This window comes from Wenyingzhuangia fucanilytica (assembly GCF_001697185.1).
GTDB lineage: Bacteria > Bacteroidota > Bacteroidia > Flavobacteriales > Flavobacteriaceae > Wenyingzhuangia > Wenyingzhuangia fucanilytica.
Genome location: NZ_CP014224.1, coordinates 923,399 through 942,145, shown reverse-complemented (window position 1 = coordinate 942,145; position 18,747 = coordinate 923,399). Strand labels below are relative to the sequence as shown.

General features: G+C 31.1%; 7 protein-coding genes. 1 reads left to right on the top strand and 6 read right to left on the bottom strand.

Annotated elements, in window-relative coordinates; all coding sequences use genetic code 11:
* Nucleotides 1-10: 10 nt before the first annotated feature.
* The 4 genes from AXE80_RS03790 to AXE80_RS03775 all read right to left on the bottom strand — a co-directional run bounded on the left by AXE80_RS03790 (nt 11) and on the right by AXE80_RS03775 (nt 9,676).
* Nucleotides 11-1,867 (bottom strand): RagB/SusD family nutrient uptake outer membrane protein, encoded by a 1,857-nt coding sequence (locus AXE80_RS03790; RefSeq protein WP_068824591.1) that lies wholly within the window; start codon nt 1,865-1,867, stop codon nt 11-13.
* Nucleotides 1,868-1,880: 13 nt separating this feature from the next.
* The gene (locus tag AXE80_RS03785) at nt 1,881-5,081 is read right to left on the bottom strand and encodes a SusC/RagA family TonB-linked outer membrane protein (protein WP_169816810.1); all 3,201 of its coding nucleotides are present in this window, start codon (nt 5,079-5,081) and stop codon (nt 1,881-1,883) included.
* A 511-nt stretch (nt 5,082-5,592) separates the two neighbouring features.
* Nucleotides 5,593-8,208: a fibronectin type III domain-containing protein gene (locus AXE80_RS03780; RefSeq protein ID WP_068824589.1), complete on the bottom strand. Its 2,616-nt coding sequence runs from the start codon at nt 8,206-8,208 to the stop codon at nt 5,593-5,595.
* Nucleotides 8,201-9,676: an arylsulfatase gene (locus tag AXE80_RS03775; protein ID WP_237340626.1), complete on the bottom strand. Its 1,476-nt coding sequence runs from the start codon at nt 9,674-9,676 to the stop codon at nt 8,201-8,203. The genes AXE80_RS03780 and AXE80_RS03775 overlap by 8 nt, the downstream gene beginning before the upstream one ends.
* A 468-nt stretch (nt 9,677-10,144) precedes the next feature.
* Between AXE80_RS03775 and AXE80_RS03770 the strand changes: the two genes are divergently transcribed.
* Nucleotides 10,145-14,122 (top strand): hybrid sensor histidine kinase/response regulator transcription factor, encoded by a 3,978-nt coding sequence (locus tag AXE80_RS03770; protein WP_068824585.1) that lies wholly within the window; start codon nt 10,145-10,147, stop codon nt 14,120-14,122.
* A 74-nt stretch (nt 14,123-14,196) separates the two neighbouring features.
* Here the strand turns inward: AXE80_RS03770 and AXE80_RS03765 are convergent, their stop codons facing one another.
* Together AXE80_RS03765 and AXE80_RS03760 are read right to left on the bottom strand one after the other, a co-directional pair.
* The gene (locus AXE80_RS03765; protein ID WP_068824583.1) at nt 14,197-17,244 is read right to left on the bottom strand and encodes a glycoside hydrolase family 2 TIM barrel-domain containing protein; all 3,048 of its coding nucleotides are present in this window, start codon (nt 17,242-17,244) and stop codon (nt 14,197-14,199) included.
* 6 nt (nt 17,245-17,250) lie between these two features.
* Nucleotides 17,251-18,747 (bottom strand): sulfatase family protein, encoded by a 1,497-nt coding sequence (locus AXE80_RS03760; protein ID WP_068824581.1) that lies wholly within the window; start codon nt 18,745-18,747, stop codon nt 17,251-17,253.

Below are 18,747 nucleotides of genomic sequence, written 5' to 3'. Positions count from 1 at the left end.
CTTTTTATAATTACCATCCTGGGTTTTGTTGATAGTTAGACAAATCAAACACATCGTTTGAAGAGACAGGATACCAGTAATTTCTCTTGTTAAAAACTCTTTGTTCTGTAGTTAAATCAATGTAATTGTAGCTAAAATTCAAAGTACTTTTATCTGCTACACTAGCATGTCCCGCAGGAGGAATAGCCTCTACTCCTCTAATTGGTTTTTGAAACACTTCTTCTGCAATCATCCATCTTCTTAAGTCATGCCATCTGTGGTTTTCCCACATTAACTCCACAGCTCTTTCGTTTCTTATTCTATCTCTAAAAGTTAAAGCATCTCCCGTAAACTCAGGTAAAACATCAGGCATATCTACTCTATTTCTAACTTTATTAATTGCCTGTACTGCTGTTAAACCATATCCATTAGGATCTGCATTAGGACCATACGCCTCATTCATTGCTTCTGCATAATCTAAATACACCTGAGCAACTCTAATATATATTGTGTTTATATTGTAAATATCAAATTGAAACGGATAGTTTTGAGCTTCTGGCCATAAGTATTTTTTTATCATGTACCCAGACAACATTCTGTTTTTTGTATACCTACTATCACTTTGCAATTTATAGTCAGTTCCATCTACATATAGTTCTTGGTAAATTTTAGTTCCATTCTGAGCAACTCCCCATTCTTCTCCAGGAACAATTACATTATTTGCCAATCTTGGATCTCTGTTTTCAAAAGGGTTTTGAGGATCGTATCCAGATCTTGAATCATCAATAGGATAAGCACTAGTCCCATCAAATGTTTCAAACATATCTATAATATTCTGAGTTGGATTTGAGTAAGCAGCTGCATCATTTCCTGTTCCTCTAGACATTCTTTGAGGAATGTAATTACATCTTAACCCTCTTTGTTGACTAGACCTTTTCCCTGCATTCAATCGGTACCAAATAGATTCTGGAGATGCTTGAATTCCATCAGTATAAAATATATTCTTGTATTCTGCTTTTGTCATTAATCTAAAACCAGCTCCTCCAGATCCAGCATCAATATATTTGATTAAATCGTTTGCATATTCTGCTGCTCTTTCAGACCATGATTTACTATAATCAAGATCTTGAACAGAATTTAAATCATTTTGCATCAAAGGGCTAGCTGCATATAAAGTTGCCATAGATTTTACAGCCATTGCTGCTCCTTTTGTTACTCTACCAAACTGACTAGTTTCCCATACATCTGGTAGCATTGAAATCGCTTTATCTAAATCTGTTAACAACCACTCAGTACTTTCTTTATAAGTAAGTCTTGTTAAATTTGTATCATCATCCGAAGCAAAAGCATTATTTAAAATAGGCATTCCTCCTGCTCTTTGAATAATTTGAAAATAATACCATGCTCTAAAGAAATAAGCCTGACCTAACAATTCTTTTGTTTGTGTATCTGTTAAACCTGGTACCAAACCAGTTTCTATATTTTCAATTACTTTATTTGTAACCCTAATAGAAAAGGTAGCATTGGTAAAAACACTTCCTTGGTCAAAACCAGCATTTCCTCCCCAACCAAGTTCTGGAACACCAGCCCATCTATTTGTCCAAGCTCCAGAATTTAAAACAGTGGCTATGTTACCGTTATAAGGACTCCCTGCTTCATCCGAAAGAGCATTTACTGAAGTTCTATCTAATCCTTGAGAACGCCAATGGTGAATATCTAATAACATTTCGTAGCAGTTATCTAAATATCCCCTAACAGATTGGTAACTTGAAAAAACATCTTCTTCTGCTAAACCAAAATCTGGATTTACATCTAAAAATTCTTCACATGATGATATACTTATGAAAGTCAACATCATTACTATTATTTTATAAAATTTTGTTTTCATATCTTAATTAATATTAAAATGAGACTCTTAATCCTAAACTATATCTTCTTACAACCGGATAACTACCAGTTCCACTACTTTCAGGATCTAATTGATCTGGTAAGTTAGACCATGTGTATAAATTATTACCGTTTACATAAATTTGTGCTGATTGTAATCCCACTTTTTTAATCATTCCTTTAGTAAACCTATAACTTAACTCTGCACTTTTTAATCTAATATATGAACCATCTGCATAGGTTAAAGTGCTATTTTGTTTACTATGCGCATAATCATTTAAGTGTAATACTGGTTTTGTTGCTGTTGCAGCAGTTTCAGGAGTCCATCTGTCTAATACATCAGGATTTGACTGAATATAATTACTCATATCATCATAATAATAAAGATTTGGAATAATGTATGCTGTATTTGATACTCCATAAAATCTTGCTGATAATGATAAGTTCTTATACCCTATATTTAATCCTAAATTATATGTGTTTAATGGGAATTTAATTGACTTATCCATGGCAACAAGATCTTCGTTTGTAATTTGACCATCTCCATTATAATCAACATAAGAAACATCCCCAGGAAGCAAACTACCCTGAGCTACCCCTAAACTTGGAGTTGCTCCATTATAAAGATCATCTAAACTGTTATAAAAACCTGCATCTAAATATCTTTGACCTCCTGAACTATTCCATCCAATTGGTTTTCCTGCTTGTTTTAAATAATCTAATTGTCCTGCTGGATCATTTCTAAAAACAATTCTGTTTTCTGAAAAAGCAGTGTTAAAATCAACCCCATAGGATAGGTCTTTTGTAATTTTATCTTTCCAACTTACTTGAAATTCATAACCGTGTTTTTTGGTTTCCCCTAAATTTCCTGTTGGTGGATTTACTACCCCAGTAAACGACTGTTGTCTAACATCCATTAAAATATTGGTTCTATTTTCTTTATATAGATCTAAACCTAATGTTAATTTTTTAAGAACCTCAAATTTAAACGCTAAGTTGTGTACATGACTTGTTTCCCATCCTGCACTTTCATTGGCAAGAGACCCTTCTACATATCTAGGTCCATAACCTGTTAAAGCATCATACCCAAAGTTTACATTACCTCCTGTATTAAATATTTGAACATACTGAAAACGATCTTGATCATTGTTTGGAAACTCATTACCATCAGCCCCAGTTACTCCATATGAATAATTTACTTTTAATAAGTCTAGCCAATCTCCTGTAATTGCTTTCACAAATGACTCTTCGGAAGCTACCCATCCTAAACCAACTGATGGAAAAAAACCAAATCTATTTTTAGGAGAAAATTTTTCAGAACCAGAATAAGAACCGTTTAACTCTAATAAATAACGTTTTTTATAATAGTAGTTTACACGTCCAATCCACTCTTCTCTTTTTGCTGGATATTTATTTCGAGTATTGGTGATTTGTCTAGTCATAATTGCATTTGCTTTTACAATATGATCTCCAAAAGCACGATTATAATCTAACTGAAACTTATAATTTAATCTTCTTTGGTATGAAAACAAATTAGGATTTGTTGCAACTACAGGTGTTCCTTGAGATTGATCGTTTGGAAACCTTACTTCGGACAACAAAGGATAACTTACACTACCATCGGCACCTACTATTGGATTAGCATAATCGTAGTTTCTAAAATATCTTATGATCCCAACATTTGCAGAACCTAGACCTCCTCTTAAAATTCTTTCTTCATAACTAGATTGAGAAGAATAATTAATACTTCCTTTAAAACTTAACCCTTTAGTTATAAAATCTAAACCTTGTGTTAATTGAGCATCATAAAAACCTTGAAAATATTTATAAGTTCTAACTCCTCCTTCATTTAAAGCCATAATCAAATTGGCTTCACCATTAGAACTATCTCCATATCCATCATCATATCTGATAGGGAATAAGTTTCTAGGTGAACTATAAAGAAGTCCAAAAAATTGAGATTGTCCAAAACCATCTTCACCATTTCCATCAATACGATATCCTGGTTGTGTTCTTATTCTATAGTTTCCAGAAAAGTTTACACTAAATTTGGTAGTAGGTGTAACATCAAAATCTAAATTTGTTCTCCAATTGTACTTTTTTAAATTAAAAGCAGGATCATATTCCTCTTGGGGAGTTGTTTGAAAAATATCCCCATCATTTCTATGACCTAAGGAAACAAAGTAACGTACTAGCTTTGAACCTCCACTCATGTTTAAATTATAAGTTTGCTCATAACCTAAACCTACTACTTCATCTGTCCAGTCTACTTCTGGGAAATAAATATTATTTGGTCCTCTTTGATCGTAATTTTGAATCCATGCATTAATAGTTGTTTGCGGTATTAGTTGCCCCCAAAGCCCTTCATTTGCCGCTGCTTCATTATACATTCTTTGAGAGGTAATATAATCTGCATATTCTGGCTCAGCTGTAGGATCTTTAATACCAAAATTAGATGTAAAATTAAATTTAGGTTTTCCAACTCTACCTCTCTTTGTAGTAATTAAAATAACCCCATTTGCACCTCTTACTCCATAAACGGCTGTTGCAGATGCATCTTTTAAAATAGAAATAGTTTCTATTTCATTAGGATCAAGGTTATTAATATCACGCTGAATTCCATCTACCAATGTAAGAGGACCTGTTTCATTCCAAGAAGATCTACCTCTTAAATAAATATCTGCGGCATCTGATCCTGGTTTTCCATTGGTATTAATTACTGTTAACCCTGGTAACATTCCTTGTAAACCTTCTGATATAGTACTAACAGAACCTACTTGTTGTAATTCTTCTCCTTTTACAGATTCTACAGCTCCTACTAAAGTTTGTTTGGTCTGAGTTCCAAAACCAACAATTACAACTTCTTCTAAATTAGTAGAGTCTGGTTGTAATTTAACTTTTATAATAGATGAATTTGTTACGTTTTGAATAACCTGTGTTTTATACCCTACATAACTAATTTCTATATTTGAATTATAGTCTATCTCTAAACTAAAGTTACCATCAAAATCAGCAACTCCTCCTCTAGAAGTATTTTGCTGTAATATCGTTGCCCCCAACAACGGAAGATTGTTTTCGTCTACAATTTGTCCTTTTGCTATAACTTTTTTAGGTCCCTGAGCATATACTTCATTTTTACCAAATAGTGATATACACATCAAAATAGCACATAATATCAACTTAAAAGTCTTTTCATGAACTTTCATTGTTTTCATCAAAAAACAAATCAATTTTCTTTTGTTATTCGTTTTCATGTTCATTTAGTATAATTTAGTTTTAATAGTTTTAATTTATGATAAGTCATATTTTAGATTTTAATTCTTAAGGTAAACTTAACAAGAATAGAGATTGTTAAATTCTCAATTAGAGGGTTTATATGTTGCAAAAAAAGCACACCAACAACCAAAACCCCTTTGTTTTAAACTAATTAACGTGTATTTATTTAATAATTGAGATTCCTACCAATTACTTTTTACATTAAAATCATTTATAAAAATTCAGTCTATAATCTGATTAGAATTCGTTATGTTTTGATTATAATTTTAAGAACATCCTATATTTTCTTATACAGGACTACACTTACAGGTTTAAGGAACTATACTCATTAGCAATATTCTATGAGTAATCCATTTCATGAAAAAAAACACAATTGCTTCGTACTATTTCAAGAGTACTATTAATTATAAAAAAGGGAGCTATGCTAGCTCCCTTTTTACCTACTTATAATTAATCTGTAACAATAGTTTTATTTGGCAACTTACTGTATATACTTTTTCCGTTTGTTTTAATGAATGCTTTAACTGCATATTTTGATTTCTTTGTCAATTCTGAATTAGAAATAAAAACCTTAAAAGTTTTATCGGTTGTGTGTAAGTCTACTCCATTTAGCAATTGCTCTTCGACAGTTAAATATGATATATTTTCTATTTTAAGTCCATATGAATATTCTCCATCAAGTAGTACATTGTTATAAGAAACATAAAACAAATAACCATCTTTTTGCTTTTCTACCTTATCTATTCTCACAGAAGATGTTTCTTTAACATCAATTAATGTTGCTGAATTAGGATAAAAATTACTTTCTCCAGCAGATGTTTCTGCTTTTACAGTATAATAATAAACTTTATCCTTTATTGCTGTAGTATCTATGTAACTAGATGCATTTATACCCTCTGCTATTTTACTATAATGATGAAGTTTTTCACCCCTATAAACATTATAAGTAGTTTCTGAATCAACATCATTTTGTGTAATCCATTTCACCAAAACATTTCCTTCTTGATTTCTGATTGCTGATACATTTCTAGGACTTAAAGGCACCTTTTCTGACAAAATCAATCTAACTGGTTTTGAATATTCACCAACCCCAAAACCATTATATGCTGCAACTGAAAATTGATAAACAACATCATAAGCCAATCCCTCTACTCTGTACCCATAAACATTGTTAACATCAATAATATTTTCTTGACTTGTTTTAGTGTTAATATACTTTAACTTGTATGCTGTTGTATTGGCTACACTTTTCCAAAAAACAGTAGCTGTATTATTTCTCCTTGAAGTCTTAAAAATATCTGGTGTATTTGGTTTATCAAACTTTAATTTTATGTGATTGGAATATTCACTTTCTCCTAGTTTATTTTTAGCAAGCATCCTAAAGTAATACTCTTCTCCGTTTTCTAAATTATTAATCTCTACAGAAGTCCCTTTCCTAACCTTTAATTTATGATTTAGGTCATTGATTGATTTACCATAACTAACCATATAACTATTTGCATTTTCAACCGCTCCCCATGTTAGTTTTATTCCTGATTTTTTAACTTCACCTTTATAAACAACTGGAGATAATGGTTTTACTACAGATTTAGACTTCCACTTTGCAACTGTTACACTGTATGCAGGAATATTTAAACTTCCATTTTTACATACTTTATTTATAATATCTGTATTCTGTACTTGTAAAGAATCCGCATGAATAAATTGGGTTTCTATTTTCCTGTTTAATAGTTTTCCATCTACGTTTATAGTAAAATCTTTAGACTGACTTGTTCTATTAGTAAACACTAAATAATTATAACCATTAATCCCCCTATAAGCTTGAGAATAAAAACCAACTTTATTAGTGTTTTTCATTCCTGGAGCATTAAATCCATTAACTACAGTAGACTCAAAAACAAAATCAGTATGATTGGTTACGTTATGAAAAATTTCATAAGCTTTTCCTTCTAGTGTTTTTTTAATTCCAGTTGAAATACTATCAGTTTTTAGAATAGTCCCATTCTGATAAGCTTCTTCTATTTGTTTATTAATATTTTTTTTCGGTTGGAATTTACTACTTATTTCATGCGCTCCTATATACCATGTATTAGTGTGTTGTAATTGCCTCATAACATACTCAATATTGTAAATACTTGAGTAAATTCCATTCAAAGGAGTATTCCAAACCCCAAACTCAGTTATCACCATTGGAACATTTTCCCAGGTATAATCTTCAATTTCTTGCATTGCCTTAGGAGAAGTAGCTTCTAAAATCTTAGAATTTCCTCTTCTATATGCCTCGTCTAAAGATTCTTTTTTACCTGTATGAGGAGCATAAGAGTGTTTAGAAAACACATTCCAATAAGCTCCATGTTCTTTTTGATATTGATTAATCTCTTTCATAAAACCCCAGATACCATCCCAAGTACAATTTAAAGCCAAATAAGCATCGGGAAAAACCTCTCTAATAGCATCTGCATGAGGTTTCATTTTAGCAGCATAATCATATCCATTATTCCACCAATACAAACCTCTGTGTGGCACATAAAAATAAGGCTCATTACAAAACTGCCATGTTGCAACTTCAATATTATTGTTTTTACAAAATCTCGCTAATTCTTTTGTCATTTCTGGAGTTTCAGAAAATCCATTAACAGTAACAATTAATTTTCCATTTATCTCACTTAATAAATCATACAAATCAATAATACGATGTGGACCTTTAACTTCTGTAAATCTATATCCTTTTAAGTATTGTTTGGAATGATTAAACATCATAGCATAATCAATATCATATTGACCAGTTGCACTACTAAAAGCATCTCCCATAGTACCAGAAAAATAACGAAGCCATCCTGGTTTTAGTTGATGTACTGTTTCTCTAAAATCAGGATGTGTATAATTCCAACTTTTATCTGCAATACGTACGTTGAATCCGCTTGCCCCCACTTTAACAGGGTGTCCATTTTGAGTATTAATATTAATTATTCCTTGCTCTTGCTGTGCAAAACTTAAAATAAAACTAAACAAGGCTATTAATAAAATAGCCTTGTTTACATATCTTTTTATATTTTTTTTAATCATGTCCTAAAAATGTTTTCTGAGCAAACTTAAATACGTTAGAATCTGTTCTTGCTTCTTTTAAAATAGTTTCCATTTTAGAAACAATTTCAGGGTGTTGGCTAGCTACATTATTCTTTTCTCCAACATCATTAGACAAATCATACAACTCTATTTTTGCATTCGGTTTTTTTAGTACGTTGTACTTTACCGCTTTCCAATTACCCATTCTAACTGCTTGACGACCTCCTCTTTCGTGAAATTCCCAATATAAATATTCATGATTTTTTTGATTTTTTTCATTACCAGTCAGCTCTGGTAAAAATGATATACCATCAATATTATTAGGTGTTTTCACTCCTACTATTTCTGAAAATGTTGGAAAAACATCCCAAAATGCAGAAATATGATCTGAAACACTACCTTCTTTTACTTTACCTGGCCATTTTACAATTAAAGGCACTCTAATTCCTCCTTCATACAAATCTCTTTTATATCCTTTAAGATCACCATTACTATTAAAATAATTAGGATCTGCTCCACCCTCCTTGTGAGGACCGTTATCTGAAGTAAAGACAACAATAGTATTGTTGGCAATACCCAACTCCTCTATCTTACTCATAATTTCTCCAACCTGCTGATCTAATAAATCTACCATTGCAGCAAATGCAGCATGAGATTCCTTTTGGCTAGCATAAGCTCCATCCAATAGCTTTTCTGAAGATGCATCAGAGATATATTCTTTTTCTGGCAAAAACTTACCTCTATACTTATCCATTATTTCTTTAGGTGCTGCTAATTCTGCATGAGGAATAATAGATGCTACATAAGCAAAGAAAGGTTTCTCTTTATTTTCTTCTATAAACTGAAGTGTTTTTTCATGAATAACAGCTGGAGCATATACTCCATTAGCAAATTTTTTATTTTCCTTAATAACAATTGAATCTCTATTAGACCATAAATGATTAGGGTAATATTTATGTCCTAAACGTTGACAGTTATAACCAAAAAAAGTATCAAAACCTTGATTTACAGGATCTCCTTCTGAACCAGGAAACCCAAGTCCCCATTTACCAAAAGCACCAGTGGTATAACCTGCCTTTTTCATAGCTTCTGCTAAAGTGTAAGTGTCATCAGGAATTGGGTATTGACCTTCTGGCTGAATTTCTTTATTCCCACGGATTACGGTATGTCCGGTATGCATACCTGTCATTAAAGCTGATCTTGAAGGAGCACAAACAGTACTTCCTGAATAATGCTGAGTAAACAACATTCCTTGAGAAGCTAGTTTATCAATATTAGGTGTTTTAAAGTTTTTTTGACCATAAATACTTAAATCTCCATAACCTAAATCATCAGCTAAAATATATATGATATTTGGTTTGTTTAAACTAGATGGTGTTTCGTTTTTCTTTTTACTTGTCGAACTGCATGAAACTAAAACTAAAGAAATCAGTAAGACAAAAAATTGGATGTTATATCTAATCATCATTATAAATTATATAAATAAATCTTTACTACTAAGAATTGTGTATTTAGATATCAATCTAAAAAAACACAATAATCAAAACTACAAACTATATAAAACCTACAATTCTCATTTAACACCCTTATATGTTGCAATATTACCTGTTTCGTCTATTTTTAACGCTTTGCAACATTAAGACACCTACCAGGCAACATTTAAGTCTATATTTTTTTATTATTCTATAAAAAAAATGATGAAATTGCTAAAATATAACAACAGTTTTGTTTATTCTTTTATAAACAAGCAAAAATAGGTTGTTTGTAAAATTTTTAACTATCTATTACCGTGCGATACAAAATTACTCCCTTAATCAAGTTTTTCTTAATACTATTTCTGTTCATAAATGTCTCAAGTGTTTTTTCGCAAAACAATCCTCCTCTTTTTCACAAGCTAAATATACAGGGGAGTTCATTTAATAAAAAAATAAACATCTTGTTTGAAGATAGTTTTGGTTTTATTTGGATTGGTACAAAAACTGGACTTTATAGATATGATGGTAATGAGCTAATCTCTTTTAAAAATAATGTTTTTAATGAGTATTCTATACCTAACAATAATATCAACTCTATTGTAGAAGATGAGAATCAAAACTTATGGATTGGTAGTGAGAGTTTTTTAATTTTTTATAATAGAAAACAAAATAAATTTAAAGGGTTTAATAAAAATGCTACCTCTATTGTTTATCAAAAAAGCTCTAAAGGAACTATTTGGACATATAATGCTAAAAACAATAATTTAAAAAGTATTATCCCTGTAAACCAGAATAATTCATTAGGACTTCCTAAAAAAATAAACTACCACACAACCTATAAATTAAATAATCCTATCAACTGTTTTACAGAAGACAGCTATAATAGACAATGGATGGGCTCCGCTAATGGAATACATACTATAGATTCTCAAAACAATTATGTTAAAACAAATTTTAACATAGAAGTAATCAAGTTAAAAAACATTGCACAAAATAAATTGTTGGCTATAACGGACAAAGGGTTTTATGTATTGGGTTATAATAAAAGTAATTATACATTAGAGGTTTTAGAACCTTACCCTAATATCCTAGAACATCTAAAAAAAACAGATAGACTTACAGAACTTTCTATAAACAACAACTCTAACAATCAACTATGGATAGGTTCTACTAATGGCTTGTTAAAAGCTACTAGAAAAGACAATAAGTATTTTTTTGATTACTACCCTCAAGAAGACTTCCAAACAAAACACATAAACTCAACCATTTTTGATTCTTATGGTAATTTATGGATTGGATCTAATAAGGGAGTTCGTAAATTAATTAGTAGAAACTCTTTATTTAATTCACATAATATTAGTGAACACATAAAGCATAAAACCCAAAATGCGCTTAACATTCAATTTTTTGATGAAAAAAATATATTAGTAGGAACAAATGACGGAATCTATAAATACAATAACAACGCTTTTAGTGAAGTTAAAATTAATTTATCTCCTCAAATAAATAACATAAACACTATTGTAGCAGACTACAACAAAAAAGAACTATTTATAGGTAGTTATAACCAACTATTCCAAACAATTAACTACAACGATCAGCAAAATGAAATTAAGTTAGAAAAAATTAAAACTTTTAAAAAATCAATAACAGCGATTATTCCTATCAGTAAAAATGAAACTTGGATTGGTTTATGGGATGGAGGAATAGATATTATTAATGACAAAACTCCTCTTTCTGACTTTAAAAAAAGTGTTATTAAACAACTAAAAAATAATCATACCTCTGTATTTACGCTTACAAGTGATAATCAGTTATGGATAGGTACTCGTGGTGAAGGACTCTATAAAATTGATTTAAACAACGAATCTTTTCAAAAATTTCTTCCAAGTAAAAACGGTTTATCTTCTAATGCTATTTTATGTATATATGAAGATAGTAATCATAATACATGGGTTGGAACTAGAGGTGGTGGTTTAAACCTTTATTTAAAAGAGGAAAACAACTTTAAAAGTTATAACAAAGAAAATTCAAGAGGAATTTCACCTAATACCATTATATCTATAGAAGAAGATTTAAAGGGTCATATATGGATGAGTACCTTGGATGGTATCACTCTTTTTGATGTATTAAACAACAAATTTGTTCCTTTTGGTACTGAAGATGGTATTAAAGAAAACCATTTTATTTACGGAGCTAGCTCATCTAACCCTAAAAAAGATAAGTTGTATTTTGTAAATAGAGATGGGTTTTACACTGTTTACCCAAATAAATTTTCTCAAAAAAATAAAATCCCCACTACTGTAATTACTAATTTTTCTGTTCTAAATAATTCAAAAAACAACACCGAAAACACTTATTATAATCACTCTGATAAAATCAATATAAACTCAGAAGAACCTATTGTTTTACCATACAACAACAATAATATTGTTTTTAATTTTTCTTCGTTAGACTTAACAACACCAAACAAAAACGAATATGCATACAAATTAGATGGACTTAATAATTATTGGGTTTACACTAGTGCTTCTAACAGAAATGCCAACTATAACGACCTGCCTCCAGGATCGTACACTTTTAAAGTTAAAAGCTCTAATAGCGATGGTGTTTGGAACACTACTCCCACTGTTATACACTTTAAAATCACCCCTCCTTTTTGGAGAAGCGTTACTGCTCATATGATTTATGGTTTAATTTGTATTATTTTAATTCTAATTAGTTACTTTTTAATTAATCGCTGGTACAGACTTAAAAAAAACTTAGTTACAGAAACTATTAGTAGAGAAAAAGACAATGAACACAATAGAATGAAAATGATTTTCTTTACCGATATTTCTCATGAACTTCGTACTCCATTATCTCTAATTCTAGGAACTATTGAAAAGGTTGTAAAAGAAAAAAACTTTAGTCTAAGCCCACTTACTGCACAGCGTATTTACAACAATACTTTAAGAATGCATAGACTTATCAATCAAATTATGGATATTAGAAAATTTGATGTTGGTAAATTTAATTTAAGTATTTCTAAAAATGACATTGTTAAAGATGTAAGCATTATCAAAGATAGTTTTAACGATTTTGCTAGAATTTATGAAATCAAATACGATTTTATTGCTAAAGAAGAAAAAATTAAAGGATGGTACGATGTAGATATTTTAGAAAAAACACTTTTTAACCTACTCTCAAATGCCTTTAAATACACTAAAGAAAAAGGAGCAATTAGTGTTACTCTAGAGCTTGCTACTGCAGACGACCCTAAAACATTATCATTAGACTTAGATAATAATACATACATTAAATGTGTTGTTAGAGACAATGGAATGGGAATACCTAAAAAAGATTTAGCTTTTATTTTTGACAGGTATTATCAAGCTACAAAATCCTACAGCAATCAAATTCCAGGTACAGGAGTTGGAATGGAGTTAGTTCATAAATTAATAGAAAGACACCAAGGAATTATTATGGTAGAAAGTGAAGAAAATATTTTTACAGAATTTACTTTTTACCTCCCAATAAACAAAGATAAATATCCTAAAAAAGAGCGCATTAAAACAAGTATGCCTTTAAAAAGAAACTTTATTCAGAACTCAGAATACCAAGTAATAGAAGAAGTTTCTAGCGAATTTGAATCAAAGAAAAGCACAAAAAAACCTACAAAACCAACTATTTTATTGGTTGAAGACAATGAAGATTTAAGACGTATGGTAAAAGATGAACTTATTTCTGATTTTAATGTTTTAGAAGCTCCTAACGGAAAAGAAGGTTATGATATTATTATAAGAGAAAAACCCCTTTTAATAATTAGTGATATTTTAATGCCAGTAGAAGATGGTATCTCCATGCTACAACGCATTAAAACAAACAAAGAAATAAGTAATATTCCTATTTTTATGCTAACTGCCAAAAACTCTGAAGACACAAAAATAAAGTGTCTTAGTTTAGGTGCAGATGATTATATAGAAAAACCTTTTAGTTTAGAATTTGTTAAATGGAAAGTTAAAAATGCTTTAGGAACCCGAAAAGAATTAAAAGAGAAATACAGTAAAGTAATTACTGCTGAACCTTCTAAAATTAAAATTGATTCTAATGATGAGAAATTCATAAAAAAATTGATTAAAATTATTGAAGATTCTATGACAGACAATCTATTAAGCGTTGAGTACTTAGCATCAGAAGTTGGAATGAGTAGGGCTAATTTATACAGAAAACTTCAAGCGATTGCGGATGATACTCCTGTTAATTTTATCAAAAAAATAAAACTTAAAAGAGCTGCTCAATTGTTAAAACAAAACAATATGTACATTTCAGAAGTAGCTTATATGACAGGGTTTAACAATCAAAAATATTTTGGAAAATGTTTTCAAAAAGAATACGGTATGAGCCCAACAGAATATATCAAACAACACTCTAGTCAAAACGATAAGGATGAGATATAACAAAAAGGGCTTCGTTATAATAACGAAGCCCTTTTACACAACAACTAAAACCTATTTTAAATCTCTCCCTATATCTACTCAACAACCAACATTAAAATATTAGGCCCGCTTTTTCCTTTTGATCTTAGCTCAATATAATTAGCTCCTGCTTGTAATTGAGATTTTATATTCACCTCTTTCCAATTAGCATTCCAAGATCCAGTATTTTTAAAATCTAAAACTCCTATACGCTTGTTATTAACAAATAAATCCATTGGTCTTGGTTTAGAATCATTAGAAGCATAGCTAAATTTAAGTGTAAAAACTCCTGAACTACCATCGTTTTCTTGATACCAAGTTATTTTACCTTCCTTGCTTTTAAAATCAACAAAACTATTTTCATTTTTACTTACAACACTAACCCCCACAATGTCAGCTTCTGCAGCCAGCATATCATTGGTATTTTTCTTTGCGTTATTTAACTCTATATTATTTTCCCAAGACAGCCCTAACCCCTCATCAAACTTTTCTTCCATACTTAAAACCTCCTTACCATTGCAAACAACTATGGCTCTTACAACAGTCCCTAAATGTATTTTAAAAGGTTTGTTATACACATCGCTATTTAATGTTGGCTTTGTGCCATCTATAGTATAAAAAACTTTAAAAGATTCATTTTCTAAAACTCCTTTTAAACTTATATTTTTCACATCAATATGAACAATATTAGAAGTCAACAATTGTTTTTCTGCTAAAATAGCTCCTGCTAATAATGAAACATTTTTAGCATTATCTGCTAATCTTACAAAAGCTCTAGAGGCTCCCATAAAAGCCTTTTTAACAGTAATTCCAACATTTTTAGTAGTATCTACAGGATCTCCATTTTCTAAAGACAATAACGTAGCATTACCCCTAAGGTGATAATAAACTTTGTTCTCTCCATAAGGATAGTATACATTTTTATTATCTACCAAATTCGCCGTAATAATAGCAGCTTTATCTTTTACAGGGTTTAAATATGTGTCTTCTATTTTTAATTGAATGGCCGATGGCTTACTCGCTGTAATTTGTTTTGACAATATTACTTCTTTTCCATTTACATATCCTTTTGCAACCAACTCTCCAGGCTCCCAAGGTACTACCCATTCACATTGCATTTCATTCCATTTACTTCCAGGTTTATCTTTACCTAAAGATTTTCCGTTTAAAAACAATTCTACTTCATCACAATTAGAATAAACCCAAACTGGAATTTCTACTCCATTTTTTAAAGTAGAATGGGTCCAATGAGGTAAAATATGAGCCATTGGTTCTTGGGTCCATTGGCTTTTATAAAAATAAAACAGATCTTTTTTAAATCCTGCAACATCCAAAGCTCCTCCCATAAACAAACGGAATGGCCATCCACCATGTACATAACCAGCCTCTCCATAATAATCAAAACCAGTCCAACGGAAATGCCCACTAAACCAAGGTAAATCTCTCATCAATTCCCAGTTTTTCCTAGCTGAAATTCTCACCATGGCATTATCGTAAGATGAATTAAAATGCTGTTTCCCGTTTTTCCATGCTAATCTTGGTGCCCATTCATATGTAAAAACTTCTTTATCTGTTAGGTCTGGTAACTCAAAAGCTTTCCCTTTTTGGTTAGGATTATATCCATCTCTAAACCATGTTTTAGACCTATAATATCCTCGGGTTTGCCAAGTGTGTGGAGCTTCTGTAGAAACAAAAGGTTTTTCTGGTCTTGATGTATCAAAAAAGCTAGGTCTTTCACTACCTCCATTCACACCATATACATCCATATACTCTGACGAACTATGCCCAGAAGTCACTGGTTTTTCTGGATCTAATTTATGACACAACGCTACCAATTCCTTTGCTACTTCTCCTCGGGTTTCATTCCCAACACTATACACTATAATAGAGGGATGATTTCTATTTCTTAACAACCATTCTGTCATGTCTTTCTTCCACCAGTCTTTAAAAGCTTGTTTTCCATAATCTTCTTTTGCTTTTTTAGACCATCCATCAAAAATTTCATCCATTACCAAAATCCCCATTTCATCACACAAATCGTAAAACATGGGAGGAGCAGGATTATGAGCGGTTCTAATAGCATTTACACCCATTTCTTTTAGCAGCCCTAACTTCCAACGCAACATAGTCTTTGTCCACGCTCCACCTAAGGGACCACCTTCATAATGCTCACTCACACCTAATAATTTGGTTACTTTTCCATTTAGCCAAAAACCTGTTTCTGTTTTCCACTCAATACTCCTAATTCCTAAATGAGTAGAAACCTCATCAACAACTTTATTTTTAATTATTAAACGGTTTACAACTTTGTATAAATATGGGACTTCTGTAGTCCATAAATTTGGATCTTTAATTTTTAACTCTGTTTCAAATTCATCATTAAAACCACCTTTTTTTATTACTGAAGTCTTCTTAGCTACTACCTTATTACTTGCATTTAACACAAGTGTTTCTAAAACTCCTTTTGATTTTTTAGTATTTGCTAAAGAAGTTTTTACACAAACAGTCGCATATTTATCTGTTATTTTAGAAGTTTTTACATACACACCGTTGGGTTTAATATATTGATGTGATGTGGCTATTAAACGTACAGGTGCATAAATTCCACATGGATGATACCAACGTGCTGAAGGCTCATTAGAATTATCTACCCTTACTGCAATAGTATTTTTACCTTCTTTTAAGTATTTAGAAATTTCGTAACGAAATGAAATATACCCATAAGGGCGTTTCCCTAAATAATGACCATTTATCCAAACTTCACTATTCATATAAACCCCATCAAACTCAATAGTCACAAGTTTGTTTCTCCAATTTTTAGATAGCTCAAATCTTTTTTGATACCAACCAATACCTCCATCAAAATAACCTCCGCTTGCCCCTTGTGCTCCGTCTTTTGAAATCCCTTTTTCAAAAGCCCAATCATGTGGAATTTGCACATTTTTCCACTGAGAGGTATTGTAATCTTGATTTGAATATTCTGATGCATCTTTTAAAGTAAACTTCCATCCTTTTTCTATAGAAACAACTTCTCTTTGCGAAAAAATATTTCCACAAAAAAATAAATTAACGACCAAATAGACGATTAAAATTTTATACTTCATTTATTGTTAATGCTTTGTTTTCTTTATATTTTTAACATCTACTCCCTTAAAATATTTATCTAAAATATATTTTGGCTGTTTGTCATCAGGCCTCTGTTTTAACTTAGTATAATCATATCCTAAAGGAAGAATTTTTTCTGGTGTTAACGTTTCAGGGTCATCTGTGTAACTGTGCCATTTTTTTATCATTCCCATCATTTCTTCCAACTTTGAATTGTATTCTTTTAATTCTGCTAGGTTATGAATCTCTAGAGGGTCTTCTTTTAAATTAAATAATTGTGTGTAATCTCTTTCAGGGTACCTAATTAACTTCCATTCATCTGTTCTTACAGCTCTTACTGTATGCCTATACGTAGTGTATAAAGACTCTCTAACTTTTTCTTTTTCACCTTTAATAATTGGTGCTACATTCTCTCCATCAATTTTAGTTGGCATAGGTAAATTACATAGGTCTGCTAAACTAGGATACACATCAAACAAATAAACCAAAGCATCTTTTGTTTTATTTTTAGGTATTCCAGGACCACTAATAATAAAAGGTACTTTTGTACTATGCTCGTACAAATCTTGCTTACCCAATAACCCATGACTACCAATTGCCAAACCGTTATCTGCTGCATAAACAATAATGGTATTATCAAACAGATGTTGCTTTTTTAAAGTATTAATAATATCTCCTACCCTTTTGTCTAAATGAGTTATTAGTGCGTAATAATCGGCTAAAGATGCTCGGATTAGTTGTGGAGTTCTTGGCCAAGGTCCTAAGGTTTCATCTCTTATATTTAAATTATCAAACTTAAATGGATGCAATGCTTTATAGTTACCTGGTAATGGCATTGATTCGTCAGGATACATTCCTATATAATCTTCTCTAGGAGATCGTGGATCATGTGGAGCCGTAAAAGCCACATAACAGAAAAAAGGCTTTTCTTGTTTGCTCTTAGCATAATTATCTATGTAATTAATGGCTGCCTCGGCAAATAAATCTGTTGAATAACCTTTGTTTTCTGGGCTACTTAATTTTCCATTTTCTCCTAAACGCCTCATTGGTGTACTGTAATGGTTAGCCATACCTCCAATAAAAACATTTTCACCTTTTTGAAAACTAGCCTCAAAACTCTGAGCCTTGTTGTGCCATTTTCCTGTACCAAATGTTTCGTAGCCATTTTCTGCAAAATGCATAGGCATGGTTTTTACCCCATCTAGCTTATCATAAACATGGAATAAACTTTTTCCACTCATTAACATGGCTCTACTTGGAGCACATATGGCTCCATGATGGCCTCCCATTACATAACTATTGGTAAAACGAACACCGTTTTGGGCAATTTTATCAATATTAGGGGTATTGATATAGGTATTTCCTGAGCAACCAAGAGCATCTGCTCTTTGATCATCTGCAAAAATAAATAACACATTTGGTTTGTTATTTTGAGCTGTAACTTTAAAAAAGATTGCTGTTATTAAACAAACACTACTTAATAATATTTTTTTATAAGACAT

What these genes read in the sequence shown, in the direction of transcription:
- AXE80_RS03780 (WP_068824589.1), bottom strand. Translation starts at nt 8,208, where the DNA reads ATGATTAAAAAAAATATAAAAAGATATGTAAACAAGGCTATTTTATTA.
- AXE80_RS03790 (WP_068824591.1), bottom strand. Translation starts at nt 1,867, where the DNA reads ATGAAAACAAAATTTTATAAAATAATAGTAATGATGTTGACTTTCATA.
- AXE80_RS03765 (WP_068824583.1), bottom strand. Translation starts at nt 17,244, where the DNA reads ATGAAGTATAAAATTTTAATCGTCTATTTGGTCGTTAATTTATTTTTT.
- AXE80_RS03785 (WP_169816810.1), bottom strand. Translation starts at nt 5,081, where the DNA reads ATGAAAACAATGAAAGTTCATGAAAAGACTTTTAAGTTGATATTATGT.
- AXE80_RS03760 (WP_068824581.1), bottom strand. Translation starts at nt 18,747, where the DNA reads ATGTCTTATAAAAAAATATTATTAAGTAGTGTTTGTTTAATAACAGCA.
- AXE80_RS03775 (WP_237340626.1), bottom strand. Translation starts at nt 9,676, where the DNA reads ATGATGATTAGATATAACATCCAATTTTTTGTCTTACTGATTTCTTTA.